Below are 25,034 nucleotides of genomic sequence, written 5' to 3' on the forward strand. Positions count from 1 at the left end.
CGACGACCCGCGGCGGGGCCGACCGGTTGCGGCCGGCCGGCCCCCAGGTCGGTCAGAGCCGGTAGAAGTCGGTGTAGTGGTTGGGCGAGAACCAGGTGACCCCGGTGCTGCGGTTCACCACGATCCGGTACGCGTCCCGGGCGGCGCCCTGGGTGCGCGGGTAGACGTCGTACTCGTGGTAGGTGGCGTTGGTGGGCAGTTGACCCTCGTAGTTGTAGAACTGGCCGCCGGCGAAGTTGGACTTCCCGCCGCTCCAGGAGTACCAGCCTCGGCTGGTCGGGAACCCCTTCGCGGACCAGCCCGAACGGGCGGTGCGGGCGTCCGCGCAGCGACTCATGGTGCAGGAGCTGTAGACCGCCGCCGAGGCCGGGTCGGTCAATCGAGGGGAGACCACGGACGGGCCGACCAGCGCGGCGGCGACCATGGCGAGGAGCAGGGCGAGGGTGGTGGTACGCCGGCGGATCGCGCCGAGCGTGGCCAGCGGGGACACGAGGGTGGACACAGGCTGCCTCCAGACCATCCAATCCATCGATCCGCATGGTTGTCGGACCGAACCTAGTCTCACCGCTGCCGGTCGACGACAACACCCCTCGGCACCCCAACTGCTCCGCAATGGTGGGTTAACCCCGAATGATCACCAGTCTGGTTGGTGTCGATATGCCGTCTGCTCGGTGACGGCGTGGCGGCAGGCATATCGGGCACCGGTTGTTAGCGTGAAACGCGGATCCGTGACCGTGGAGGGGTGCCATGACGGACGCCCCCGACGGGAGGCCGAGGCCCGCGGACCAGTGGCGGCGCCGGGGCGTACGCGGGTTGACCATCGCCCGCGACGCCGGTGTGCGCGGTTGGCGGTGGTGGGCGCGTAGCTGGGATCGAATGGTCGCCGCGCTTCAGGACGAGGCGCCCGTCGGCCCCGCTGCCGCGCCGTCGCCGTCCGGTCCACTCGTCGAACAACGCGACGCACCCCGGCTGATCGCGGTCCCCGCACGCGGGTACGTGTACTCGTTCTACATCCGCGCCACGTTCGCCTGGTCGTCACCGGCGAGCCTGCGGTCCGAGGTGCTGAGCTGGTACGTGCAGTACTTCCAACCGAACGCGATCCAGCGGCTGAGCCGGCTGGCCGCCGACGCCGCCCGGGACCTGCCGCCGAACCGGGCAGCGGACCTGGAGGTGGCGTTGCAGCGGGCGCTCGCGGACGATCCCGTTTGGCGCTACAGGCGGGGCGAGGTCGTCATCACCTGCCGACCCGACGCCGCCGTCCGGCTCGACGACCGGATCCTGCCGGCACTCAAGCCGCACATCGACCGGCTGGTCAAGCTGGAGTACCAGTTCGACGAGCAGCTCCGGCAGGCCAGGTACGCCGAGGAGCTGAGCCGTCGGTGGACGGCGATCCTGAACGAACACGTCGATGAGACAGCTGACCAGGACATCACCGACGCCCGTGACCACATGCTCACCGCCCAGCAGGACGCCGCACGCTGGATCAACGAACTCCTCAGCCACCACCCCGACCCGACCCCCTCTCCCTCCGTCCCACCCCAACAGACTCGCTCGGCCCCTGATTCATCCCCTTCATGATCACTCGATGGTGGGTGGTTCGGTGGGGCTCTTGCGGCGTTCCGGGGTCAGGTAGCGGGGAGGTACGTCACTCGGGCGGGTCCCCCGGAGCAGCGGGCAACAATCGGCAGAGGCACTGTCTGGTAAATGTCATTGACAGGGCGTCACGAAGCTGACAAGACTTTGCATTCCCACGCCGCCGATCAGCCACAAGCCGACGGTCGCCCCTCGTGATCCGGTCACTCTGTGCGACCCGCGCTGCCACTACCGCCGCTGCGCTCGCCGATGGGCAGGCCATCGGCCAGCCACCTCAGCGTCCTCGAGCTCCGTCCAGAAGCGATGCGAAGTGCTGCGCCAAGTCCGGTGTGGACATGTGGAGCAGAAAGGGAGCTCTCGTGGAACTTCATCCCCGCGGCGCTGTTCGAGTTCCGCATCGGCGCGTAGGGAAGCGGGCGGTGGGCTGATGCTCCGAATCATGTTGTGCGGCGCCCACGACACAGAGCGCTACCGCGAGGACTTCATCCACGTCGCCAACGGCTTCGACGCGGAGGTCTGGCACTACCTGTCCGGAGACATCCTGCACGTCAACCATGCGCAGGCAAGCTGGGAGACCAACTCGCGCGACACCGTGCGGCACGCTCATGTGTGCGTGTTCGTCATCGTCGAGGCGTACGGAGAGATCACTTGGAGGACGGAGCTGCGGGAGGCGCTGGTCATCGGGAAGCCGACCCTGGTCTTCTGCCTGGATCGGACCTACCAGGTGTACAAGACTCTCACCAGAGAGGCCGCCGGAATCCTCGACCCGGACAAGCAGAAGCTTGTCGACATCCTCAGCGAGGTGGAGTCAGAGCGACGGCTGACCGTCATCCCGTTCTCGTACGGAGGCTTCAAGGACCGCTTCAAGAGTCAGCTGTCCAGACTGACGGAACTGGCCCTACGCCAGATGGAGGAACGCAACAAGCGGGCTGCTGTGGTCCGGCTGTTCAATGAGCGCACTCGGCTCAGCCGGTCCGAACTACTGGTCGGCGCTGAAATCGCTGTCGACGAGTTCGAGAACAAGATCGCCCGTAAGCAGGCGATCCGCGTGCTCGCCGCGCACCGTGCCGCGGACGAGGAGATCATCATCGAGCTGATGTCCAGCATGGAGCAGGGCGTACAGCGACTCGCGATCGAGCTGCTACCGCAGCTCTACGCACCCCGGCCCGCCGATCCGGACTTCTTCGCGCACTGCATCTCGGTGGCGAACCGGGCCGCTGACGTCGGCGTCGCCAGACGCCTCATCCCGGCGCTGGTCGACATCGATCTGCCCGCCGCCGTTCGCGCGATGGCCACGCTCGAACTTGTCGAGTCCGGTGCCCGCCGCCGGCTGGCCGAAACCCTCGAGACGTACGAGCAGCACATCAGCGATCCCGCGGTGGTCGACGGCGTGTGTTCCCTGCTCACGCGCTGCCTGACGAGCGAGGCGGAATTGGACTGGAAAAATCGCTGTCGCGCGTTCTACGAACGGCTGACCTCGGGTCGGCCCCGCGACCGCGGCCACTCCGGCCACAATGGGGATTGACGGCCGCAACCTCCGGACGACGGCAACCGAGCGGCTGATTGAGCCCACCGAAGCTCCACCGCATTTTCGTCCGAAAGTCGTCGTCGAATGACAGATCTTGTATAGCGCGTGAATCAGGGGTTGCGATTTCTCTGTAAGTGGAGTGCACTCACTTTTGCCCCGGACGATGGGCAGAAGGCCGGTGCGACCGAGAAATTAGTTCTGACGCATGAGCGCCTTCTCCGCCAAGAAACGGCATAGGAGGGTCAACATGGCGACTTGGGCCGACCTCAAATCCTACGTACGGTCGAACTACAAGATTTCCGATGACCAGCAGGACCTGATCAAGCTCGTCTTCGAGACCGGGAACCTCCGTTCGCAGGTGGTGCTGCTCTGGCATGTCACCCTGGCGGACGGGTCCGAGGAGTGGGTGCAGATCGAGTCGTCCTTCGGGGAGTTGCACTCGGTCAACGTGGTGCAGGCGCTGCGCGAGATCGGAAACACGGTCTGCGGTGGGATGTCCGTCCTGGGCGACATGGTGACGTTCCGCCACGCCGTGCCGCTGCTCAACCTGAACATCAACGAGTTCGAACGGCCACTCGCGCTCGTGACCTCGACCGCCGACCGCCTTGAGCAACTTCTCACCGGGGCCGACCGGTACTGAAGCGTGACACGTCGAGGGCAGGCAGGCGAAGCTGGGCGGCTGCATCCAGCCGGAGCATGTCACTCGAAGGGCCGGAGGGTGCCTATTGTCGATCAGCATTCTGTGACGGCAGACAAAGGCGCGCTGCCCTCTGAACGACCATCCATCACTCGCACCCCTGGGCGCCGTCTCCGCTGAGAGCGTGTTCGAGAAGGTCCGTTGAAAACGGTGTGGCGGGATGACATCCGCCGGCGGCGAGATATCAGCCTGGAACGATTCGACCGCCGACACGAAGCAGGCGTGGCGGCTGGTGTTCGAGAAGAACTTGCGCGGATGACGCGCGGCGACGTGAAACAGGAGGCAAAGATGGGCTGTGCATGCGTCAAGGCAGGCAAACCGAAGTGCGCGTGGTGCAAGGAAGCTGAAGGGCTCAGGCGGAAGCCCTCGGGCCACAACTGTCAATGGGGAACTTGTTCCTGACAACCGCCGAGCCGTAATGCCCCTGGCCTGTCCGAGCTGGCGAGGTCAGGGGCCTTCGGAGCTGGGCGAACCTGCTCAGTATTCGTGAGCAGTCGGCCATCAGCATCCGAGTGAGTCGCACCTCTGCCTGCTGATCCACAGTCCTATACCGTCAGCGGTGGTTGCGGTTGCCGGCGGCGGACTTGCCACCGACTCCGCGGCAGGTCGGGCAGGTTTCGTCGACGTAGTAAGCGTTGCCCCGGTCCAGGCGCGTACGCCGCACGACATCGGCGCCCCGGCAGGTTCCGCACTTCATGCAGTTGTCGCAGTTCGGGTCATAGCCAGGCATGGTTCCTCCGTAGCGGGTCGGGTCCTCGTCGCTGTACCGCGCGTCGATCAGAGCGAGGTACGCCCCTGAGTCGTCCCGGCACACGTGGACGGTGTTCGAATCGCGGTCGGCGGTCAGCGTGGCGACGTGGCGCACCTCGCCCGGTGCCAGCTCACGCAGCCCGGACCGCTCCGGCGGCGGCGGCGGGATCGTCGGGAGCCAGTTGTTGACATCGCCGCCGGTGTCGACCCATCGACTCCACTCGTAACCACGCACCCGCAGCGGCGGAACGCCGTTCTGGCGCAGGAAACGGATTCCACCGTCCAGCACGGCCTTTGCGTCGTCGCCCTCGAAGCCGAGGCCGAGCAGCTCGGCCACCGCCCGGCTCGCCCCGTACGCCGACCAGCCGCCCTGCGGGGCCACCTCCCAGGCGAGCGCGGCAGTCAGGCCGGCCGGGTCGGACCGGCTCAGCGGCAGCAGCGTCGACAGCATCCCCCATGCCTGTTCGGGCCCGATGCCGCTGCGCTCGCCGTACCACTCGTAGCGGGCGAAGTCCGCCAGCATGGCGGCGGTGCCAGGCGGCAGTTTGCCCGGATGGCCGCGGTGATTCGCCATACCCGGGTCCTCTCACATCCCGGCGGCGCGCCGACGCCGCTCCCTCGCCTTGTCGTTGAAGACAATCGGTGGCTCCGGGCGACCCCGGGCAAGCCAGACAATCAGGCTGACCGGCCAGAACATCAGAGTCAGCAGGGACCCGACGAACCATTCCAGACCGACCCCGCCGTCACCAATGATCTTGATCCGGCCCTGCCCGAGCCCCGCCCTGGCTCGCACGAAAATCAGGCCGATGAAGAAGCCGACGAAATAGATCAACGGCAGGACACATTCCATTGACGCGCTCCCATCGCACACAGGCCCGTGGTGGCCGAGGGGCTGAGACTGATCTTCTGTCGATCCATGCCGCATCGGCGCTGACGGTCAAGCCACGCTCACTGTGCGGCGGGTGGAGGCTCACCGTACGGAGCCTCACGCAGCGACATCAAGAACTTCGGATGAGTTACCGTCGGGTATGGACGGTCCGGTCCCGTAGACGGGACCGGATCGGATTGGGCAGGCGGGAGACGGCCATCAGGAACTGACCGGTCGGCCGGCCACTTCACCTACCGGCCCGGCCGACCAGGCCGACTCGGTTGCTGACAGCAGAATGCTGCGGTGGGCGACCACCCAGGCGTCCGGCAAGCCGATCCACTCGTTGTCGCCCACCCGCACCACCACACCGTCCAGCTTGGGCAGCAGCGCCGGGTCCTCCATCAGGCAGAGCACCCACACGCCCCCGCCCCACCGCGCGCCGCGTCGGCCAGCTCGTAGAGCCGGTCCCGTCCGAGGAGGGAAGCGCTAGGAGGTGAAGGTCCAGAGGAAGTAGAAGCCGGGTGCGTTGGGGCCGTACTGGCGGTACTCGCAGTAGTACCGGATCCACAGGCCGGTCCGAACGCCTTCGCTGCCATAGCTGTTGCAGAACTGACCGTCGGAGTAGACGTTGCGCAACGTGCCGCCCGGCGGATCCGCCGCAGCCGGAGTAGCGCTGACCCCGACCAATCCGCCCAGCGACAGCGCCACCGCCGTGACCAGGGTCGCCCATCTGCGTCCGCGCATGAAGCCTCCTCGCATCACTGTCCACAGTGCATAACGGCGCCACGCCGAGCCGAGACCAGGACATCGAAGTTCGTGAAAGTAGAGGCTCGCATGGGCGCGTGTGGTTCGACTCCCGACAACGGGCGGCGCTACCGCGACGATCCGCCAGCGATCTCCGTCGAATGGGCATCCGCCCTGAACACGCGTCAGCCGCGGCACCGCCGCACTCAGGCGGCGGGCACCTCAGGCGCTGCGGTGGAGCGGTCAACCAACGCCTGCCGCAGCATGGCGGACTGCTCCACCGACCCCCCGCGCACCCCGAGACTGCGCCGGGCCGCCCGGTAGTAGCCGTCGCGGGCCTCGTCCACGCAGGTCAGCATTTCCGCCACGTCCGATGGCGGCTCGACGATTCCCCGGGCGAGCCGTTCGACCTGCCAGATCGCGTCCCGCCAGCTAGCGGCGGCGGCGACAGTCGGCTCGTCGCCGAGCAGCAGCAGGTTCTCCCAGACGATGGTGCGCCGAGCGTCCGCCTCAGCTAGCCGGACCAGCCCCTCCTCGCGGTCGATGGGGTGGCTTCGCGATCCCGGCCGGTGCTCGGCCGTGAGTCGCAACGCCACCGCGTGACTCTCCTTGAGGGCGTGCGCGTAGTCGACGTACGCGTCGAGCCGCCGCTCGTCCCAGCGGACGCTCTGGCTGCGACGCCATCGGGCGCGGTCGGCCAGGGAGGTGGCCAGGATCGTGCCTAGGGTGCCAACCAGGACGCCGAGGAGAGCCGGAAGCTGCGTCAGAAGGTTGCTCACCCGGTCGAGGCTGCCAGCACCAGGCAACCCCCGCAGCCCCGACCCACGCCCGCGAGCTGTGCGGCACTGGTTGCGGTTATCGACGGCAGTTCAGCAAGGTTCAAGGAACAGGGCTCAGGACGGGACGTCGCGGTGGCGGAAGGCGGCCACGCCGACGGTGAGCAGGGCCGCGGCCACCGCCGCCAGCACCACCAGGGGAAGTACCGCCGGGTCGACGGCGGGCACGGCCGGCACATGGGTGTACGGCGAGACGTTGAGCGCTGCCTGCGGCAACTTCAGCACCGCGCCGAGCTGCCCGAGGAGCAGGAAGACCAACAGCGCCGTCCAGGACAGCACTACCGACCAGCGGGGCAGCAGCCCGAAGATCGCGGTCACCACGCCGGCGATCACCAGCAGGGCGGGTAGGCGCAGCAGCGCGGCGCCGCCCAGCTCGACGGCCTGACCGAGCGGGTCTCCGGTGACGATGCCGTAGCCGAGGCCGGTGGTCACGCCGGCGAGCAGCAGCAGGGCGACCGCGCCGATTGTCGCGGCGAGCACCTGGGTGCCGAGCCAGCGGGTACGGCTGACCGCCGTGGCGAGGGCGGCCTCCAGCATCCCGTCGGCTTCGTCGCCGCGTACGCGCAGCAGGGCCTGCACGACGTACGCGCCGATGGTCAGGGCGAAGAGGCCGAGCATCGCGGCCAGGTACGCGTTGATCAGGTCGGCGCCGCCACCCATCGCGTTGATCGCTTCGGCGGCGGCCGGATTCGCGTCGATCATGTCGTTGAACTCGTCGGCGGCGACGCCCATGGAGAGGCCGAGCACGGCCACCCCGACCGCCCAGCCGAGCAGCGTGCCGCGCTGCATCCGCCAGGCCAACCCGGTGGGGCTGAGCAGCTGTGGCGCGCCGGTGGCCGGGCCGCGTCGGGGGGCGATCAGCCCGGCGCCCTGGTCGCGTCGCTCGGCGAGGGCGTACGCCAGCGCCACCCCGGCGAGCAGCAGCGCGACGGGCAGGGCGAGCACCCACCAACGTTCACCGTCGAAGGCTCGTACCTGGTTGCCCCAGCCGAGCGGGGAGATCCACGACGGCCAGGCGCTGCGCACGCGGGTGCCGTCGGCGCTCTGTTCGCCGAGGACGTCGCCGGCGGCGCGCAGCACGAAGGCGAGTCCGACGGTGGCGGCGGCGAGCGCGTTGGCGCCGCGCGAGGTGACGGAGAGCTGGGCGGTCACCGCGGCGATCGCGGTGAAGGCGACCCCGACGCCACCGATCGCGGCCGCTGCCGCGACGGAGCCGGCGAGCGGCAGACCCGCGCCGGTCAGCGCGACCGCGAGCAGCACGGCGGCCAGTGTGTTCGCCGCGACGATGACGAGCAGCGCGGCGGTGAGCGGCGCGTACCGGCCGACCACGTTGGCGCCGAGCAGTTCGGCCCGCCCGGTCTCCTCGTTCTGGCGGGTGTGCCGGGTCACCGCGAAGGTGCTCAGCAGCGCGACGATCAGGGCCAGCGTCACGTACGTCTCGGCGACGACCACGGCACCGAGGTCGGTGCCGTGGATGGGGCCGTTGAAGGCGCGGGCGACCAGACTGGACGCCGAGGTGGTGGCGTAACCCAGCCGGGCCTCCTGGTCCGGGTAGATGCCGGCGACGCTGCCGGCGAGGGCGTAACCGAGCAGGGGTGTGCCGAGAATCCAGATAGCGAGGCGGATCCGGTCGCGGCGCAGCACGAGCCGGGCCAGAAGGGTCGTACCCGTGAGGGCGCTCACCGGGCACCACCCTGGGGGGCGTCAGCCTGCACATCGGCGTCCGAGGAGCCGGACACGGGAGCACCCGGGGCAGCGGCGGCGGCGGGGTTGTCGCCGTAGTGGCGGAGGAAGAGCTGCTCCAGGGTGGGTGGTGTGCTGGTCAGCGCGCGGACGCCGAAGCGGATGAGCTGGCCGAGCAGCTCGTCGAGGTGGGCGGGCTCGACCTCCAGGTGGGTACGGCCGTCGACCTCGTGCACGTCGTGCACGCCGGGCAGCGCGTCCAGGCCGGTGACCGGGCGGGCGGTCTCGACGGTCACCGCCGTGCGGGTGAGGTGGCGCAGCTCGGTGAGGGTGCCGGACTCGACGGTACGGCCCTCGCGGATGATGCTGACCCGGTCGCAGAGCGCCTCGACCTCGGCGAGCACGTGGCTGGAGAGCAGCACTGTGGCGCCGGCCTGCTTGACCCGCCGGACCTCGTCCTGGAACACCGCCTCCATGAGGGGGTCGAGGCCGGAGGTCGGCTCGTCGAGCACGTACAGCTCCACCCGGGAGGAGAAGGCGGCGACGATGGCGACCTTCTGCCGGTTGCCCTTGGAGTAGGTGCGGCAACGGCGGGTCGGGTCCAGGTCGAAGCGGTGCAGCAGCTCGTCGCGGCGACGCCGGTCGAGGCCGCCGCGCAGTTGACCGAGCAGGTCGATGGCTTCTCCGCCGGTGAGGTTGGGCCAGAGGCTGACGTCGCCCGGCACGTACGCCAGCCGGCGGTGCAGGCGGACCGCGTCGCGCCACGGGTCGCCGCCGAGCACCTGGGCGTCACCGGAGTCGCGGCGGAGCAGCCCGAGCAGGATCCGGATGGTGGTGGACTTTCCGGAGCCGTTGGGCCCGAGGAAGCCGTGCACCTCCCCCTGCTCCACGTGCAGGTCCAACCCGTCGAGTGCCCGGATGGCGCCGAACGTCTTGACCAGGTTGCCGATCGAGATGACGGGCATGGCCCCTCCTGCCGTTGGCTACGTCGACCATCACCACTGTACTGACCGATGGTCAGTCGAATCAACGGTGATCGTGCCCACCGGTCAGGACGTCGCTAGGCTTGCCGGCATGACCGCCGATCCCGCGGACGACACCCGCACCCGGATCCTGCGCGCTGCGCTCGACCTGTTCGCCGAACACGGCTACCAGCGCACGTCGCTGCGCCAGATCGGCGAGCGGCTGCGGCTCACCAAGACCGCCATCCTGTACCACTTTCCGGCCAAGGAGCATCTGCTCGCCGCCCTGGTCGAGCCCTTGGTCGCGGACCTGGAGGCACTGCTCGACTCGGCCCAGAAACAGCCGACCGAGCGGGCCCGGTGGACGGTGCTGGAGGGCTGGCTGGACATCATGCTCACCCACCGCCGGCCACTCGGCATGCTCTTCCACGACATCGCGCTGATCGGTCGGGGCGACACGTACCACCGCCTGATGGAGGTCGCGATGCGGGCCAACGACCTCATCGCCGGGCCGAACGCGGGGCGTCGCGAGCGGGTTCTCGCGGTCCAGGCGGTGGGCGCGTGCAGCGATCCGGTCGTCTTCTTCACCGACGTGTCCGACGAGGCGCTGCGCGCCGACATGCTCGACGGCGCACGCCGACTGCTGGCGCCGCTGCCCGCGGACAGCGCGGCCGAGCCGCGCACTGACGCCGCAGCCGGGGCGCCCACGGACGCGACCCTGGGGAGCGCGACCCCGGCGGAAGCGGCGAGCCGACGTCGGCGGCCGGGACGGCCGCCCGCGCTGGGTCGGGAGCAGATCGAGGCGGCCCGGCGCATGCACGCGGCGGGCACCCATTCAGTGGACGCCATCGCCGCCGCGCTGGGTGTCTCGCGGGCCACCGTCTACCGCCACCTGACCACGCCTTAACGAGACAATTCCAAGACAGTTCCGAGACGGTTGTGATCTGGTGTTCAGGCCGCCAGCGTGGCGTATCGGCCGTTGCGGTCCAGCAGGCTGGCGTGGGTGCCGGCCTCGACGATCCGACCGTGGTCGAGCACCGCGATCTGGTCGGCGTCGCGCACCGTGGAGAGCCGGTGCGCGATGGTGATCGTGGTGCGCCCCTGGGCGAGCACGTCGAAGGCCCGCTGTACGGCGCGTTCGGTCTCGGTGTCCAGCGCGCTGGTGGCCTCGTCGAGGACCAGGATGCGCGGGTCGCGCAGCAGCGTCCGGGCGATGGCGAGGCGCTGCTTCTCACCGCCGGAGAATCGGTGCCCACGCGAGCCGACCACCGTGTCGTACCCGTCGGGCAGCCCGGCGATCAGGTCGTGGATCTGGGCGGCGCGGGCGGCGTCCTCGATCTCGGTGTCGGTGGCCTCCGGCCGGGCGTAGCGCAGGTTCTCCCGGACGGTGGTGTGCAGCAGGTACGTCTCCTGGCTGACCACGCCGACGATCGCGGCCAGGTCGGCCAGGCGCAGGTCGCGCAGGTCGACACCGTCGACGGTGATCCGGCCGGCGGTCGGGTCCTGCAGTCGGCTGACCAGCCCGGCGAGGGTGCTCTTGCCGGAGCCGGTCTCGCCGACCAGGGCGAGGCTGGTGCCGGCGGGCACGTCGAGGGTGACCCCGGCGAGGGCGGCGGTGTCGCTGCCCGGGTAGCCGAAGGTGACGTCCTCCAGGCGCAGGTGGCCGCGTACCTGGGAGGGGTCGAGGCGGATTGGCTCGGCGGGGTCGGCCACGTCGACCGGTAGGTCCAGGTATTCGAAGATCCGGGCGAAGAGCGCCAGCGAGGCGGTGAGCGAGACACCCACGTTGAGCAGGCCCATCAGCGGTCGGAACAGGCCGCCCTGCAGGGCCGTGAAGGCGACCAGGGTGCCGATGCTGAGCGTGCCGGCGGTGCCGGGCAGCCCGGCGGCGAGGTAGATGACCGCCGGTACGGCGGCGAAGATGATGCTCATCGAGGCCATCCGCCAGCGGCCGGCCAGCTCGCTGCGCAGCTCCAGGTCGACCAGGCGGGCCGAGGAGGCGGTGAAGCGCTCGATCAGCGCGGGGCCGGTGCCGAGGGTCTTGGCCAGCTGTACGCCACTGATCGAGAGCCCCTCCTCGACCGTGACGTTGAGGTCGGCGAGTTCGCGTTGCCGTTGGGCGGTGATCTCGCGGCGCATCCGCGCGACCCGACGGGTCAGCCAGATGGCCGGCGGCAGCACCACTAGCGAAACCAGGGAGAGCTGCCAGGAGAGCGCGACCATGGCGACAGTGGTGGCGACCACAGTGGTGAGGTTGGCGGCGACGGCGGTGGCGGTGGAGGTGACCACCGACTGCATGCCGCCGATGTCGTTGGTGATCCGGGACTGCACCTCGCCGGTGCGGGTGCGGGTGAAGAAGCCGAGCGACTGGCGCTGGAGGTGGCTGAAGACGTCGGTGCGCAGCCGGTGCATGACCCGCTGGCCGACCTGGGTGGAGATCCAGGTCTGTACGACGCCGAGGGCGGAGGTCACCGCCGCGACGGCGACCATGCCGAGGACCAGCCAGACCAGCAGCGTCACGTCGCCCTGCGGCAGGGCCCGGTCGATCACGGCACGCAGCAGGAACGGGGTGGCCATCGCGATGATCGAGGAGACCACGATGATCGCGGTGACGGCGGCCAGCGCGGGCCGGTGGGGGGTGAACAGGCGACCGATGCGGCGCAGCGACACCTGACGGGCCTGCGCCTTCTCTTCGGCGCTGAGCGTGCGGTGGCCGCGGTCGCGGCCCTTCGGGGTGGGTTCCAAGGGGGCACTACCTTTCGTCGACAATATTGCTGAGGTTACCTCATCATGAGGGAGCAACCACATATCCTGCTACCGTATTCCGGTGACCGAGCACACCGTCGAGAGCGCCGACGACGAGAGCCTGGCGGAGACGTTCTGGGCCGTGGCGTCCCGTCTACGCCGGCAGAGCCGCGACTCACTGGCGCCCTGGGACGTCACCCCCAGCCAGTCCCGGGCCCTCGGCGTGCTGGCCCGGCACGGTGAGGTACGCCCCGGCACCCTCGCCGAGCACCTGCGCATCGCGCCCCGCTCGGCGACGGAGGTCGTCGACGACCTCCAGACCCGAGGGCTGGTCGAACGCCGACCCGACCCGGCCGACCGTCGGGCGACGCTGGTCGCGCTCACCGAGGAGGGCGACCGGGTCAGCACCGCCATCCGGGCCGCGCGCCGGGCCGAGGCCGACCGCTTCTTCGGCCACCTCAACGACACCGACCGCGCCGAGCTGGCCCGCATCCTGCGCACCCTGCGCGGCTGACGGGTTTGCTCCCCCCGCCCACGGGTAGCCAGCGGCCCCGTCCGGTCGGCGGGACCGGCCGACACCGGTCGGGGCGAGGTGACGGGAGGCCCGGCTGATGTGCGGGATCAGCGGGGAGGCGCGGTTCGACGGCCGCTCGCCCGACGCGGCGGCGGTCACCCGGATGACCGAGGCGATGCGCTCACGCGGCCCGGACGACGAGGGCCTGTTCGCCGACGATTGGGTGACCCTGGGGCACCGCCGGCTGACCATCATCGACCTGTCCGACGCGGGCGGGCAGCCGATGGTCCGCGACGACCTGGGCCTGGCGTTGGTCTTCAACGGCTGCATCTACAACTACCCGGAACTGCGCGAGGAGTTGCGCCGCGCCGGGTACGCCTTCCACTCCACCAGCGACACCGAGGTGATCCTGGTGGCGTACGCCCACTGGGGTGAACGTTTCGTCGACCACCTGGTCGGCATGTTCGCGATCGGGCTGGTTGACCGGGTGCGGCGGCGGCTGATCCTGGCCCGCGACCGGCTCGGCATCAAACCGCTCTACCTCGCCGAGACACCGGGGCGGCTGCGGTTCGCCTCGACCCTGCCCGCGCTGTTGCGGGCCGGTGACGTCGACACCGGCATCGACCCGGTGGCGCTGCACCACTACCTCTCCTGGCACTCTATCGTGCCCGCGCCGCGGACGGTACTGCGTGGCGTGCGCAAGCTGCCGCCGGCCACCCTGCGGGTGATCGAGGCGGACGGGAGCAGCCGCGAGGAGGTCTACTGGCGACCCGACTACGTGCGGGAGCCCGTCGACGCGGGGATGGACGCCGCCGACTGGCGGGCCGCGATCGGCGACGCGCTGCGCGCGGCGGTACGCCGACGGCTGGTCGCCGACGTGCCGGTGGGGGTGCTGCTCTCCGGAGGGCTGGACTCCAGCCTCATCGTGGCTCTGCTCGCCGAGGCCGGCCAGCAACACCTGCGTACGTTCAGCATCGGCTTCGACAGCCGCGACGGCGAGTCCGGCGACGAGTTCCACTACTCCGATCTGGTGGCCCGCGCGTACGACACCGACCACCATCGGATCCGACTGGCCGACGACGACCTGGTGCCCGCCGTCCGACGGGCCGTGCTGGCGATGACCGAGCCGATGGGCAGCCACGACGTGGTCGCCTTCCACCTGCTCTCCGAGCAGGTGGCGCAACACGTGAAGGTGGCCCAGTCGGGTCAGGGCGCCGACGAGGTGTTCGCCGGCTACGGCTACCACCAGCCACTGGTCGAGGCGCCCCGGCACGGCGCCGCCGAGACGTTCGCCGCCGCGTTCTTCGACCGCGGCCACGACGAGCTGCGCCGCATCGTCGGCCCGGCGTACGCGCTGGAGCACGACGCCAGCCGGGACCTGCTCACCGGGCACCTCGCCGCGCCCGGGGCGCAGACCGCGCTGGACGCCGTGCTGCGCCTGGACACCCACCTGATGCTCCCCGACGACCCGGTCAAGCGGGTGGACAGCATGAGCATGGCGTGGGGTCTGGAGGTGCGTACGCCCTTCCTCGACCAGGACCTGGTCACCCTTGCCGCGCACTGCCCGCCGGAGCACAAGGTCAGCCAGGGCGGCAAGGGCGTGCTCAAGGACGTCGCCCGGGAGGTGCTGCCCACCGAGGTGATCGACAGGCCCAAGGGCTACTTCCCGGTGCCGGCGCTGCGCAACGTGGACGGCCCGGTGCGCGAGCTGGTGGCCGAGGCGTTGCAGGCGCCTGCCGCGCGCGAGCGGGGGCTGTTCCGTCCGGAGTACGTGGCACATCTGCTCGCCGAGCCCGACCGGGCCGAGGCCGCGGCCGGCAGCAACAAGCTGTGGCAGCTCGGCCTGCTGGAGCTGTGGCTCCAGACCCACGACATCCGTTGAGCCGCCGGCCCGGCGCGTGTCAGCCGGCGGCGGTGCGGGCGACCAGGTCGTCGAGGACCACGTGCAGGTCCCCGGCGCGCTCCAGCACCCGCCGCTGCCGGGTGGCTCCGGTGCCGTCGCGACGCAGCCGGGCGAGCTGCGCCAACACGTACCCGAGGTCGCCGTGGCGCAGCAGGGCCGGGGCGATCACCGCCATCAGCTCGTCGACGAGTGCCCACGCGGGGCGGGCGCCGCCGGCACGCAGGTCGATCAGCTCGCCGTCGAGACCGTCGTGGGCGGCCCGCCAGTGCGCCGCGGCGACAAGGCAGTCCCGGACGTGCGGGGCGCTCACCCCGGCGCGTACGTCGTCGGCGAGGGTGGCCACGAGGGACCGGACCAGCGCGGCGACCAGCACCGCGTCGTCCACTTCGGTGCAGACGTCACCGACCCGCACCTCCACCGTCGGGTACGTCGACGACGGCCGGGCGTACCAGTAGACCATCGCCGCGTCGAGCATGATGCCGGCGGCGATCAGCTCGTCAACGGTGCGGTCGTAGTCGGCGGCGGAGTCGAAGTACGGCGTCGGTCCGATGCTGGGCCAGCGTTCCAACTGCATCGAGCGCCAGCTGGCGTGCCCGGTGTCGTACCCGTCGTGCAGCGGCGAGTTGGTGGTGATCGCCTGCACCACCGGCAGCCACACCCGCAGGTGGTTGCAGACCTGCACGGCCAGTTCCCGGTCGGGCAGCCCGACGTGCACGTGGCAGCCGCAGACCGCCGGGTCGTGCGCCACCGGCCCGTACCGGCGCGACATCGCGTGGTAGCGCGGTTCGTCGGGGACCGTCCGGTGCGGCTCGGCCACCGGGGTGGCGCCGACCGCCACCAGCCGGGCCCCGGCCGCCGTGGCGGCCTCGGCGGCGGAGCGGCGCAGCGACACAAGGTGCGCGCGCAGGTCGGCGAGGTCGGCGCAGACCGGGGTGACCATCTCCACCATGCTGTGCCGGAACTCCTGGCGGCTCTGGTCCCGGGCGGGGCCGCGCAGCGCGGCGAGCACCTGGTCGGCGACCGGCAGGTTCCGGCCGCTGTCCGGGTCGAGCAGCAGGTACTCCTCCTCCACGCCGAGCGTGAGGGTGGACAGGTCGGGCACGGTGTCGACGGCTGTCGGTCGGTACGCCATGGCCCCTCCCCATTCCCTGCTGCGGCGGTGCCTCGGGTTCCCGGCCGCCCCTGCGGCAAACCGCCCTCAGGGCGTCGCCAGGGCCGTCGCGCGTGCGGTGAGGAAGGCCCGTTCGGCCGCGTTGTCCGTCAGGGCGACGGCCGTCCGGTACGCCTCGACGGCCTCCCCGCCCCGGCCGAGCCGGGCCAGCAGGTCGGCGCGGACCACGTGGTACACGTGGAAGCCGTCCAGGTCGAGCCGATCCACCTCGGTCAGCGCCACCGCCGGTCCGGCCACCTCGGCGAGCGCTACCGCCCGGTTCAGCGCGACCACCGGGCTGGGTGCGACCACGGTCAGTTGGTCGTACAGCTGAAGGATCTGGCCCCAGTCGGTGTCGGCGGCGCGGCGCGCGGCGCTGTGCACGGCGGCGATCGCGGCCTGGATCTGGTACGGCCCGGGTCGGTCGCGGCGCAGGCAGCGACGAACCAACGCCTGCCCCTCGGTGATCAGCTCGGCGTCCCACCGGGCCCGGTCCTGGCTCGGCAGCGCCACCAACTCACCCTCGGTGGTGGTCCGCGCCGCACGACGGGACTCGGTGAGCAGCATCAGAGCGAGCAGGCCGAGCGCCTCCGGCTCGTCCGGCATCAGCTCCACCAGCAGCCTGGTCAACCGGATCGCCTCGACGCACAGCTCGACGCGGATCAGGTGCGGACCGGCGCTGGCCGAGTACCCCTCGTTGAAGATCAGGTAGAGCACCGCGAGAACCGCGTGCAGCCGGTCGGGCAGGTCGGCCTCGCGCGGCACCCGGTACGGGATGCGCGCGTTGCGGATCTTCGACTTGGCGCGGACCAGCCGCTGCGCCATCGTCGGCTCCGGCACCAGGAAGGCCCGAGCGATCTCGGCGGTGCTCAGTCCGCCGAGCAGCCGCAGGGTGAGAGCGACCCGAACGCTCGGGGCGAGCGCCGGATGACAGCAGGTGAAGATCAGCCGTAGCTGGTCGTCGCGCACGGGTCCCTCCTCGACGGGTTCGTCGGCGGCGAGCAGCAGGGCCGCCTGGGCCTGCCGCTCGGTCCGGGACGCCTCGCGGCGCAGCCGGTCGATCGCCCGGTTCCGGGCGGTGGTGATGATCCAACCGGCCGGGCTGGGCGGCGGGCCGCTGATCGGCCACCGCTCCACCGCGACGGCGAAGGCTTCCTGGACGGCCTCCTCGGCGAGGTCGATGTCGCCGAGGAGGCGAACCAGGACGGCTACCGCGCGGCCGTACTCCGCGCGGAACACCGCCTCCACGTCGGGCACGGTCAGTCGCCGGCCCCGCCCTGGAAGGGGCGCACCTCGATCGGCAGGGTGGTCGCCAACGCATAGCGGCGGCCCCAGTCCAGCGCGGCGTCCAGGTCCGGCACGTCGATGATGGTGATGCCGCCCAGGTACTCCTTGCCTTCTACGAACGGGCCGTCGGTGACCAGGACGTCGCCGTCGCGGGCGCGCAGCACGGTGGCGGTCTCCGGGCCGTGCAGTCCCTGACCGAAGACCCACGAGTCGGTGGACGCCAACTCGGCGCGCAGCTCGCCGAGCTGACGCATCACCCCGGCCAGGAACTCCGGCTCCGGCGGCAGCTCACCCTGCGGCTGGTGGATGCTGAGCAGGTAGAGCGTCATCGTTCCTCCTCGCAGGCGGCCGGCCCGTCGCCGACCTCTCAGACTCCACACGATCGGCCGCGGCTCAGATCGACAGGCCGCTGCTAGAAATCTCAAGGGCGGCTCCGCCCGCACTATCGGGCGCCCCCTTTGCTCTGCCGCGTCCTTTGCTCTGCTTCAACGGACGCGACGATAAAGGCGACCGAGTGTCGCGTGGGTTGAAGCAGAGCAAAGGACGCGGGGCAGGGGTCGACCCTGCGCTGCCGTGACGTGATCAGCCGTCCGATCAGCACCGGGAGTAATGTGCCGGGCGGTGGCGGGTAAGCAGCGCGCCGTGACCGACGGCTTGCGGGTGGTCGTGGTCGGCGCCGGCTTCTCCGGGCTCGCCGCCGCGCTGGCGCTCACCCGTGCCGGCGCACAGGTGCGAGTGCTGGAGGCCCGCGACCGGGTGGGCGGTCGCGTGCTGACCCGATGGCTGCCCGAGCTCACGCAACTCGACCTGGGCGCGCAGTGGATCGGCCCGACCCAGGACCGGATGTACGCGTTGGTCGCCGAGCACGGGTTGGCCACCTTCGCCTCGGCATCGGTCGGCGCGCCCACAGTGCTCTGGGCCGGTGCGCCCCGGGCCGAGCCGCCCGCACAGGTGGGCCGGGTGCTCGGGCTGCTCGACGAGTACGCCGCACGACTGGACCCGGCCGCACCCTGGGCGACGCAGGAGGCCGCACTGTGGGACCGGACGACCCTCGGCGGGTGGCTCGCCGCCACGGCCGGGGACGACGACACCGCCGACTACCTGGGGCGGGTGCTCGCCGGAGGGCTGCTGGCCACCGGCGCTGACGAGCTGTCCCTGTTGCACCTGCTGTTCTACCTGCGCAGCGCTGGCGGGACCGGGCCGTTGCTGGGGATGGCCGGCGGCGCGCAGCAGGACCGGATCGTGGGCGGGCCGCCGGCGCTGGCCGAACGGATGGCCACCGCCCTGCCGCCGGGCGCGCTGACGCTGGCCGCGCCGGTGCGGGCCATCGAACAGACAGCCGCCGGCGCGACGGCGTGGACCGACACCGGGCGCGTCGACGGCGATGCCGTGGTGGTCGCGCTGGCCCCGGCACTGGCCGGCCGGATCCGGTACGACCCGCCGCTGCCCCCGTTGCGCGACGGGCTCACCCAGCGCATGCCGATGGGTTCGGCGCTGAAGGTGCACGCCGTCTACCCGGAGCCTTTCTGGCGTGCCGACGGGCGCTCCGGGGTGGCCACCACCAGCGCCGGTCCGCTCACCGAGACTGTCGACAACTCCACGCCGACCTCACCGATCGGGGTGCTGACCGGGTTCAGCTACTCCACCGACGCCGCCACGCTGCGCGGCATGTCTCTCGCGCGGCGTCGACGATGCCTGCTGGAAGCGTTCGCCAGCGTGGTCGGGCCGCGCGCCGAGGACCCGGTGGATCTCGTCGAGTACGACTGGTCGGCCGACGAGTGGACCCGGGGCTGCTTCTCCGGTGCGTTCACCCCGGGCACGTGGCGGACGTACGGCCCACACCTGCGGACGCCGGTGGGACGGGTGTACTGGGCGGGCACCGAGACGGCCACCCGCTGGAGTGGCTACCTGGAGGGCGCTGTGCTCGCCGGTGAACGGGCGGCGGCCGAGGTGCTGGCCGGCTGAGCGGCACGACCGCGCCGGCCCGGTCTCGGCGGGACCGGGCCGGCCACGGCCCTGGGTGCTACCCGGCCGACCCGGTCACAGAGGACCGGGCCGGCGCGGGCGCCCCGGTCAGGGATAGGTGGTCAGGTACACCTGCTGGTTGGCCGCGTTCGCGGTGCCACCGGCGTTGTTGATCACCCGGTTGATGGTGCCGACGCCTCCGAGCGAGACGGTGACCATGTTCGTGAAGCGCACGTTCGGGTTGGTGGGCACCTCGAAGGCCCGCTCCTCCACGACGGCGGGGTTGACGTTGAAGTAGCTGTAGCTGCCCAGCCCGAACGCCTGGTGACTGGTCACCGAATCGGCGACCTTGTACGCGGCGTAGCCCCGGGTCGACCCGTTCATCCAGGCCGCCTGGTTGGGCGGGTCGTAGGGCAGTTCGTTCTGGTAGAAGTACGTCCGCCCGCCGTTGCCGTTCCAGATGGTCTGGTACTTCTGGTAGTGCTCGACGAAGAGGCCGTACATGGTGACGTTGTCGCCGTTGACGGTGAGCCCGGTGTCGGCGGTGTTCAGCGTCCACCCGGTCGGTACGCCGCTGGCGGCATGGTCGGCCCGCCACAGCCACATGTGGTCGCCGATCACGTTGTCGCTGTTGACGGTCAGCGTGTTGGTGGCCTTGCCGACGTGCGGCCCGCCGATGCGGAAGAACACGTCGTGCAGCGAGGTCGGGTTCGTGGCGTGGCTCGCGGACGAGCCGGACGGCCCGACCTCCATCAGCACCGGCGAGTTGGTCGTGCCGGCCTCGAACATGATGCCGGCCACCTTCACGCCGTCCACATCGGCCACCCGCATGCCCACCGCGCCGTTGTCGGCCTGGATGGTGGCCAGGCCGAGACCGAGGACGACAGTGTCGGCCCGGTTGACCTGGATCGGCTCGGTGACGTGGTGCACGCCCGGGGTGAAGAGCAGGTGCCGCCCCTGGGCGAGGGCCGCGTTGATGGTGGCGGCGCTGGTGCCGGGCTGGACCACGTAGAACTGCGACAGCGAGATCGACGAGCCGGCCGGGGTCTTGTTGTACCAGCTGGTTCCGGTGGAGTTGGTGCGCAGCGCGGGCACGAAGACCCGGTACTCACCGGTGCCGTCGACGTACAGGAACGGCTTCTCCCGTACCTGCGGGGTCTGCGGGATGACTGTGTGCGACGGGTTGGGGAAGCTCGGCGCGGGAGCGCCGTTGACGCCCTGGAAGACCATGTTCCACACCGAGCCGGTCCAGCCGTTGCCGAACTCGCTGTTGCGGGAGTACCACTGCTGCTGCGAGCCGGAGACGACCAGGCCGTCGATGCGGGTGTCGGCCATCAGGCCACCGCTGGACCAGCCGTCGCCGCCGTTCCAGAGTTGGATCTGGTTCTGCGCGCCGCGCAGGTGCATCCGTCGGTACGGCGCAGCCTGGGACACCGCCCAGCGCTCCACTGTCTGCCCGGCGGGCAGGGTGACCGACAGGTTCTCGGCGGCGCGCCAGAAGTTCTGGGTGGCGTTGCCGCCGAACCAGAACGCCTCGGCACGCACGTGGCCGTTGAGGTTGACGTCGTCGGGGCTCATGCCGAGGCCGGCGACCTGGGTGAAGAAGCCGAGGTTGACGTCGGCGGTGTAGTTGCCGGGCTTGAACAGCACCGCGTAGCGCTGCGGGCCGAACTGGTTGGTCTCCTGCTGGGTGAAGAGGGTGTTCAGTCGACTCTGGATGGTCGACGTCGGCGTGCTCGGGTCGAAGACGAACGTGTTCGGCCCGAGGTTGGGGTTGTACGGGTCGGTCGTGCCGACCGGGGGTTCACTGGTGCCGCCGGTCGTGTTCACCGCCAGCTCCCACAGCGAGTAGCCGTAGGCGGTGCCCCGGGCGGTGCCGTACATCCGCAGGTAACGCCCGCTGCCGGTGACGGTGAGGGACTGCGTGCCGCCGGTGGCGGTGGTGGTGGAGTAGATCGTCGTCCAGGTGGTCCCGTCGGCCGAGGTCTGGAGCTGGAAGGCCCGGGCGTACGCGGCCTCCCAGGTGAGCACCACCCGGCAGATGGTGCGGGTGCTGCCGAGGTCGACGCGCAGCCACTGCGGGTCGCTGGCGGTGCTGGCCCAGCGGGTGCCCGTGTTGCCGTCGACCGCCGCGGACGCCGCGAGGCCGGCGTCCTGGCTGGACGAGGCGGTCGCCGGGCTGCCCTGCGCGACGTTGCTGCTGCCGCAGGTCGGCGTGCTGCCGCCGGTCTCGCCGTACACCTGGAACTCCCAGAGCGAGTAGCCGTAGCCGGTGCCCCGGGCGGTGCCGTTCATCCGTACGTAGCGGCCGGCGCCGGTGACCGTGAGGTTCTGGGTGCCGCCGTTGCCGGTGGTGGTCGAGTAGATCGTCGTCCAGGTGGCACCGTCGTCGGAGGTCTGGAGCTGGAAGGCCCGGCCGTAGGCGCCCTCCCAGAGCAGGTTCACCTGGCTGATGGTGGCCCGAGCGCCCAGGTCGACCTGGAGCCACTGCGGGTCACTGAACGCGCTGGCCCAGCGGGTGCCGGTGTTGCCGTCGACTGCCGCGGAGGCCGGGGTGCCGGCGTTCTCGCTGGACGAGGCGGTGGCGGGGCGGCCCTGGGACAGCAGGGTGGGTGCGGCCTGCGCGGGCGCAGTGGCACCGGTCGGGGTGAGCGCCGCGACCAGGGCCACGGTGAGCCCGACCAGCAGGTGCCGGACGACGCGTCGAGGACGCGGGCGTACGGATGTTGCACGAGATGTCATGACATCGCCTGTCGATAGGGGGCTACGAGGGGGTGCCGCGTGGGTGGGATCGGCTCGCCCCGTGGCGCCGTGGGTGGTGCCGCCGATGCGGCGTCGCGGGTCGGAGAGCGCTCTCGTAGGAGTGTTGCGGCGAGATTGCGACGGCGTCAAGACATCGATCTATAACTTCGTTATTTATCCCGAGAATTCTTTTTGGGTAATTTGCCGACGGCGCAGCAGTCGTCCCCGCTCAGCGGCGGACGCCACCCTCGGTGAGGAAGCGGGCGATCGGGAGGGTTGCCGCGCCCAGCGCCACCGCGTCCACCCCGAGCCGGCACAGCTCGATCGACGCCTGCTCGTACGGCTGGCGCAGCGCCTGCCGGCCGGCGGCCTCCCGCACGGCCGGCAGCAGGTCGCCGAGGGCCATCGCCGCCCAGCCGCCGAGCACCACGCGCTCCGGGTTGAACAGGTTGATCAGGTTGGCCACCCCGGCGCCGAGGTAGCCGGCGGTGTCCTCCAGCACGCGTCGGGCGGTGGCCGAGGTCTCGGCGGCGGCGACCAGCGCGGCGATCTGGGACTCCTCGTCCTCGCCCGGCACCGGTCGACCCCGGCGCGCCTCCCGGTAGCGGTCGATGATCGCCTCCGCCCCCACGTACGCCTCCAGGCAACCGCGCGCGCCGCACCGGCAGACCCGGCCGCCGTACACCAGGGTGGTGTGCCCCCACTCCCCCGCGCTGCTGGACGCGCCCCGGTAGGTGGCGCCGTTTGTCACCACCGACGCGCCCACCCCGGAGCCGACAAGCGCGAAGACGGCGTGCCGGGCGCCTCGGCCGGCGCCGAACCACATCTCGGCCTGGCCGAGGGTCTTCGCGCCGTTGTCGATGTGCAACGGCAGGTCGGTGCCGGCGCCGATCAGACGCTCCAGCGGCACCCGGTCCCAGCCGAGGGCCTGGGCGTGCACGACGGCCTCGGCGCCCTGCTCGACCACGCCGGAGACGCCGATGCCGACGCCGAGCACGTCGCCGGGGGCCACGCCGGCCTGGCCGGTGACCGCCTCGATGCCGGCCAGCACGTGCCCGGCCACCAGGTCTGGCTCGGTGCGGGCCGGGTCGAGCGGGTACTCGACGCTGGCCAGCAGGGTCATCGCGAAGTCGAACAGCTCCACCCGGACCCGGGTCTCGCCGACGTCCACGCCGATCAGGAACGCGAAGCGGGGCGCGATCCGCAGCAGCATGCTGGGCCGGCCGCCGTCGGACTCGGCGGCGCCGACCTCGGCGACCAGCCCTTCGTCGATCATGTCGGCCACCACGTTGCTGACCGCGGGTTGGCTCAGCCCGGTGCTGCGCACCAGGTCCTGCCGGGTGAGCGGGCCGTCCAGGAAGAGCTTGGTCAGCAGGGCGGACCGGTTGCGCAACCGCACGCTGCGGTTGGTGGCACGCGCCAGCTCCACTCGTCACCTCGTTCCCGTCGGCCGTTCGAGGCGACTGTAACCGCCTCGTGCTTGACGACCCACCGGCCAGCAACTTTAATGACGACATAATTTAAGCCGTGATGTAACTCCCGGGAAACGCCGACGGACCCCGACGGCGCACCCCCGAACCCTGTCCGCAGCCGGCCCCCGTCGCCCGACCCCTATCGGTGACGAAGGTCGGCGGACCCCCACCACGCACCGGAAGGGCTGAACCGTGTCGAGACGACACCTCGGGATATTCACCGCCGCCGTACTGGCGGCCGCCTCGCTGACCGCCTGCGGAGGCTCCGGCGACGACTCCGCCGCATCGCCCAAGACGCTCACCTACTGGGCCAGCAACCAGGGCGCCAGCCTGGAGGCCGACAAGACCACCCTCCAGCCGGAGTTGGACAAGTTCGAGAAGCAGACCGGAATCAAGGTCACCGTCGAGGTGGTCCCCTGGTCGGATCTGCTCAACCGCCTGCTGGCCGCCGCCGCCTCCGGCAAGGGCCCGGACGTGGTCAACATCGGCAACACCTGGTCGGCGTCGTTGCAGGCCACCGGCGCGCTTGTCGAGTTCGACGACGCCGCCCTGCAGGCCGTCGGCGGCAAGGACCGGATCGTGCCCGCCGCGCTCGCCGCCGCCGGCGCCCCCGGCAAGCCGCCGGCCGCCGTGCCGCTCTACAGCATGGCGTACAGCCTGTACTACAACAAGAAGTCGTTCGCCGACGCCGGCATCACCGCGCCGCCGACCACCTGGGAGCAGCTCGCCGAGTACGGCAAGAAGCTGAGCACCGGCGGCAAGTGGGGCCTGGCGATCGAGGGGGCCAACCCGTCGGAGAACGCCCACCACGCCTTCACCTTCAGCCAGCAGTACGGCGGCGAGTGGTTCGACTCGGCCGGCAAGCCGACCTTCGACACCCCGCAGAACGTCTCGGCGATCAAGCGGTACATCGACTTCATGGCCGCCGACAAGATCACCAACCCGAGCAACGCCGAGTACGCGCAGAACCAGTCGGTCTCCGACTTCGCCAACGGCAAGGCCGCCATGCTGCTGTGGCAGTCCGCCGGGTCGAACCTGAAGACGCAGAACATGCCCGCCGACGCGTACGGGGTGGCCCCGGTGCCGTTCCTGGCCAGCCCGCCGGCCGGAGGCAAGAAGGTCAACAGCATGGTCGCCGGGATCAACATGGCGGTCTTCAAGCACACCAAGAACAAGGACGGCGCGCTGAGCTTCGTCAAGTTCATGACCAGCGACGAGGAGCAGACGATCCTCAACAAGACGTACGGCTCGCTGCCGGCGGTGAAGACCGCGGCCTCCGACCCGGCGTTCAGCGCCACCGAGCAGAAGACCATCCAGGAGACCCTTGTCACGACCGCGGCCCCGCTGCCGCAGGTTCCCGATGAGAGCACCTTCGAGACCCTGGTCGGCACCGCGATGAAGGAGCTGTTCGCCGACGCGGCCAGCGGCAAGCCGGTCACCGAGGAGTCGGTGAAGGCCAAGCTGACCGACGCGCAGCAGAAGATGCGCTGACCCAGGCGTCACCGGTGGCCGTGGTCGGGCGCTGAGCCCCGAGGGCGTCGTCGAGGTCAAGTCGACGAGCGGTGACAACCAGCTCGGTGGCGACGACTGGGACC

22 protein-coding genes are annotated in these 25,034 nt (G+C 70.7%); 8 read left to right on the forward strand and 14 right to left on the reverse strand.

The window, feature by feature from the left end:
- Nucleotides 1-52: 52 nt before the first annotated feature.
- A complete protein-coding gene (locus tag AB0C20_RS14940; RefSeq protein WP_357188211.1) occupies nucleotides 53-502 on the reverse strand; it encodes a ribonuclease domain-containing protein in 450 nt (149 codons plus the stop codon).
- Between the two features lie 245 nt (nucleotides 503-747).
- On the opposite strand from AB0C20_RS14940, the gene AB0C20_RS14945 reads away from it, so the two are divergent.
- The 3 genes from AB0C20_RS14945 (at nucleotide 748) to AB0C20_RS14955 (ending at nucleotide 3,761) form a co-directional block, all read left to right on the forward strand.
- Nucleotides 748-1,578, forward strand: coding sequence for a hypothetical protein (locus AB0C20_RS14945; RefSeq protein ID WP_357568174.1), 831 nt, complete (start codon nucleotides 748-750; stop codon nucleotides 1,576-1,578).
- Between the two features lie 442 nt (nucleotides 1,579-2,020).
- Complete coding sequence (locus AB0C20_RS14950; protein WP_357568175.1) at nucleotides 2,021-3,118, forward strand: hypothetical protein; 1,098 nt, start codon at nucleotides 2,021-2,023, stop codon at nucleotides 3,116-3,118.
- 250 nt (nucleotides 3,119-3,368) lie between these two features.
- On the forward strand, nucleotides 3,369-3,761 hold the full coding sequence (locus AB0C20_RS14955) for a hypothetical protein (protein WP_238686122.1): 393 nt from the start codon (nucleotides 3,369-3,371) through the stop codon (nucleotides 3,759-3,761).
- A gap of 610 nt (nucleotides 3,762-4,371) precedes the next feature.
- Here the strand turns inward: AB0C20_RS14955 and AB0C20_RS14960 are convergent.
- The 7 genes from AB0C20_RS14960 to AB0C20_RS14990 all read right to left on the reverse strand — a co-directional run bounded on the left by AB0C20_RS14960 (nucleotide 4,372) and on the right by AB0C20_RS14990 (nucleotide 9,664).
- Complete coding sequence (locus tag AB0C20_RS14960) at nucleotides 4,372-5,142, reverse strand: hypothetical protein (protein WP_357568176.1); 771 nt, start codon at nucleotides 5,140-5,142, stop codon at nucleotides 4,372-4,374.
- A 12-nt stretch (nucleotides 5,143-5,154) separates the two neighbouring features.
- On the reverse strand, nucleotides 5,155-5,418 hold the full coding sequence (locus AB0C20_RS14965; RefSeq protein ID WP_357188221.1) for a hypothetical protein: 264 nt from the start codon (nucleotides 5,416-5,418) through the stop codon (nucleotides 5,155-5,157).
- Between the two features lie 237 nt (nucleotides 5,419-5,655).
- Nucleotides 5,656-5,856, reverse strand: coding sequence for a hypothetical protein (locus AB0C20_RS14970; RefSeq protein ID WP_357568177.1), 201 nt, complete (start codon nucleotides 5,854-5,856; stop codon nucleotides 5,656-5,658).
- Between the two features lie 66 nt (nucleotides 5,857-5,922).
- Nucleotides 5,923-6,180 (reverse strand): hypothetical protein, encoded by a 258-nt coding sequence (locus tag AB0C20_RS14975; RefSeq protein WP_357188224.1) that lies wholly within the window; start codon nucleotides 6,178-6,180, stop codon nucleotides 5,923-5,925.
- A gap of 206 nt (nucleotides 6,181-6,386) precedes the next feature.
- Nucleotides 6,387-6,959 carry a hypothetical protein gene (locus tag AB0C20_RS14980; RefSeq protein ID WP_357568178.1) on the reverse strand — a complete coding sequence of 191 codons (573 nt, stop codon included), beginning with the start codon at nucleotides 6,957-6,959 and terminating at the stop codon, nucleotides 6,387-6,389.
- A 114-nt stretch (nucleotides 6,960-7,073) separates the two neighbouring features.
- Nucleotides 7,074-8,699 (reverse strand): anibiotic ABC transporter, encoded by a 1,626-nt coding sequence (locus tag AB0C20_RS14985; RefSeq protein ID WP_357568179.1) that lies wholly within the window; start codon nucleotides 8,697-8,699, stop codon nucleotides 7,074-7,076.
- Nucleotides 8,696-9,664 (reverse strand): ABC transporter ATP-binding protein, encoded by a 969-nt coding sequence (locus tag AB0C20_RS14990; RefSeq protein ID WP_357568180.1) that lies wholly within the window; start codon nucleotides 9,662-9,664, stop codon nucleotides 8,696-8,698. Before AB0C20_RS14990 ends, AB0C20_RS14985 begins: the two co-directional genes overlap by 4 nt.
- A gap of 109 nt (nucleotides 9,665-9,773) precedes the next feature.
- Here AB0C20_RS14990 and AB0C20_RS14995 point away from each other — a divergent pair, with 109 nt between their 5' ends.
- Nucleotides 9,774-10,568, forward strand: coding sequence for a TetR family transcriptional regulator (locus AB0C20_RS14995; protein ID WP_357568181.1), 795 nt, complete (start codon nucleotides 9,774-9,776; stop codon nucleotides 10,566-10,568).
- 44 nt (nucleotides 10,569-10,612) lie between these two features.
- Here the strand turns inward: AB0C20_RS14995 and AB0C20_RS15000 are convergent, their stop codons facing one another.
- On the reverse strand, nucleotides 10,613-12,406 hold the full coding sequence (locus tag AB0C20_RS15000) for an ABC transporter ATP-binding protein (protein WP_357188233.1): 1,794 nt from the start codon (nucleotides 12,404-12,406) through the stop codon (nucleotides 10,613-10,615).
- A gap of 82 nt (nucleotides 12,407-12,488) precedes the next feature.
- Between AB0C20_RS15000 and AB0C20_RS15005 the strand changes: the two genes are divergently transcribed.
- Both AB0C20_RS15005 and AB0C20_RS15010 read left to right on the forward strand, forming a co-directional pair.
- Nucleotides 12,489-12,920, forward strand: a complete 432-nt coding sequence (locus AB0C20_RS15005; RefSeq protein WP_112590140.1) for a MarR family winged helix-turn-helix transcriptional regulator — start codon at nucleotides 12,489-12,491, stop codon at nucleotides 12,918-12,920.
- Between the two features lie 97 nt (nucleotides 12,921-13,017).
- On the forward strand, nucleotides 13,018-14,802 hold the full coding sequence (locus AB0C20_RS15010; protein ID WP_357188236.1) for an N-acetylglutaminylglutamine amidotransferase: 1,785 nt from the start codon (nucleotides 13,018-13,020) through the stop codon (nucleotides 14,800-14,802).
- A gap of 19 nt (nucleotides 14,803-14,821) precedes the next feature.
- Here AB0C20_RS15010 and AB0C20_RS15015 read toward each other — a convergent pair whose 3' ends face one another.
- The 3 genes from AB0C20_RS15015 to AB0C20_RS15025 form a co-directional block, all read right to left on the reverse strand.
- Complete coding sequence (locus AB0C20_RS15015) at nucleotides 14,822-15,955, reverse strand: glutamate--cysteine ligase (RefSeq protein ID WP_357188238.1); 1,134 nt, start codon at nucleotides 15,953-15,955, stop codon at nucleotides 14,822-14,824.
- A gap of 66 nt (nucleotides 15,956-16,021) precedes the next feature.
- A complete protein-coding gene (locus AB0C20_RS15020) occupies nucleotides 16,022-17,230 on the reverse strand; it encodes an RNA polymerase sigma factor (protein WP_357188240.1) in 1,209 nt (402 codons plus the stop codon).
- A gap of 2 nt (nucleotides 17,231-17,232) precedes the next feature.
- Nucleotides 17,233-17,589, reverse strand: a complete 357-nt coding sequence (locus AB0C20_RS15025; protein ID WP_357188242.1) for a YciI family protein — start codon at nucleotides 17,587-17,589, stop codon at nucleotides 17,233-17,235.
- A 313-nt stretch (nucleotides 17,590-17,902) separates the two neighbouring features.
- On the opposite strand from AB0C20_RS15025, the gene AB0C20_RS15030 reads away from it, so the two are divergent.
- Nucleotides 17,903-19,225, forward strand: a complete 1,323-nt coding sequence (locus tag AB0C20_RS15030) for an FAD-dependent oxidoreductase (protein WP_357568182.1) — start codon at nucleotides 17,903-17,905, stop codon at nucleotides 19,223-19,225.
- Nucleotides 19,226-19,333: 108 nt separating this feature from the next.
- Here the strand turns inward: AB0C20_RS15030 and AB0C20_RS15035 are convergent, their stop codons facing one another.
- Both AB0C20_RS15035 and AB0C20_RS15040 read right to left on the reverse strand, forming a co-directional pair.
- Nucleotides 19,334-21,967: a discoidin domain-containing protein gene (locus tag AB0C20_RS15035; protein ID WP_357568183.1), complete on the reverse strand. Its 2,634-nt coding sequence runs from the start codon at nucleotides 21,965-21,967 to the stop codon at nucleotides 19,334-19,336.
- Nucleotides 21,968-22,196: 229 nt separating this feature from the next.
- Nucleotides 22,197-23,396: an ROK family transcriptional regulator gene (locus tag AB0C20_RS15040; RefSeq protein WP_357568184.1), complete on the reverse strand. Its 1,200-nt coding sequence runs from the start codon at nucleotides 23,394-23,396 to the stop codon at nucleotides 22,197-22,199.
- Nucleotides 23,397-23,631: 235 nt separating this feature from the next.
- Here AB0C20_RS15040 and AB0C20_RS15045 point away from each other — a divergent pair, with 235 nt between their 5' ends.
- The gene (locus tag AB0C20_RS15045) at nucleotides 23,632-24,930 is read left to right on the forward strand and encodes a sugar ABC transporter substrate-binding protein (RefSeq protein ID WP_112673017.1); all 1,299 of its coding nucleotides are present in this window, start codon (nucleotides 23,632-23,634) and stop codon (nucleotides 24,928-24,930) included.
- Nucleotides 24,931-25,034: the final 104 nt, after the last annotated feature.

The sequence above is a fragment of the Micromonospora sp. NPDC048843 genome, assembly GCF_040649965.1.
GTDB classification, from domain to species: domain Bacteria; phylum Actinomycetota; class Actinomycetes; order Mycobacteriales; family Micromonosporaceae; genus Micromonospora; species Micromonospora hortensis.

What these genes read in the sequence shown, in the direction of transcription:
- AB0C20_RS14945 (WP_357568174.1), top strand. Translation starts at nt 748, where the DNA reads ATGACGGACGCCCCCGACGGGAGGCCGAGGCCCGCGGACCAGTGGCGG.
- AB0C20_RS14950 (WP_357568175.1), top strand. Translation starts at nt 2,021, where the DNA reads ATGCTCCGAATCATGTTGTGCGGCGCCCACGACACAGAGCGCTACCGC.
- AB0C20_RS14955 (WP_238686122.1), top strand. Translation starts at nt 3,369, where the DNA reads ATGGCGACTTGGGCCGACCTCAAATCCTACGTACGGTCGAACTACAAG.
- AB0C20_RS14960 (WP_357568176.1), bottom strand. Translation starts at nt 5,142, where the DNA reads ATGGCGAATCACCGCGGCCATCCGGGCAAACTGCCGCCTGGCACCGCC.
- AB0C20_RS14965 (WP_357188221.1), bottom strand. Translation starts at nt 5,418, where the DNA reads ATGGAATGTGTCCTGCCGTTGATCTATTTCGTCGGCTTCTTCATCGGC.
- AB0C20_RS14975 (WP_357188224.1), bottom strand. Translation starts at nt 6,180, where the DNA reads ATGCGCGGACGCAGATGGGCGACCCTGGTCACGGCGGTGGCGCTGTCG.
- AB0C20_RS14990 (WP_357568180.1), bottom strand. Translation starts at nt 9,664, where the DNA reads ATGCCCGTCATCTCGATCGGCAACCTGGTCAAGACGTTCGGCGCCATC.
- AB0C20_RS14995 (WP_357568181.1), top strand. Translation starts at nt 9,774, where the DNA reads ATGACCGCCGATCCCGCGGACGACACCCGCACCCGGATCCTGCGCGCT.
- AB0C20_RS15010 (WP_357188236.1), top strand. Translation starts at nt 13,018, where the DNA reads ATGTGCGGGATCAGCGGGGAGGCGCGGTTCGACGGCCGCTCGCCCGAC.
- AB0C20_RS15015 (WP_357188238.1), bottom strand. Translation starts at nt 15,955, where the DNA reads ATGGCGTACCGACCGACAGCCGTCGACACCGTGCCCGACCTGTCCACC.
- AB0C20_RS15025 (WP_357188242.1), bottom strand. Translation starts at nt 17,589, where the DNA reads ATGACGCTCTACCTGCTCAGCATCCACCAGCCGCAGGGTGAGCTGCCG.
- AB0C20_RS15035 (WP_357568183.1), bottom strand. Translation starts at nt 21,967, where the DNA reads ATGACATCTCGTGCAACATCCGTACGCCCGCGTCCTCGACGCGTCGTC.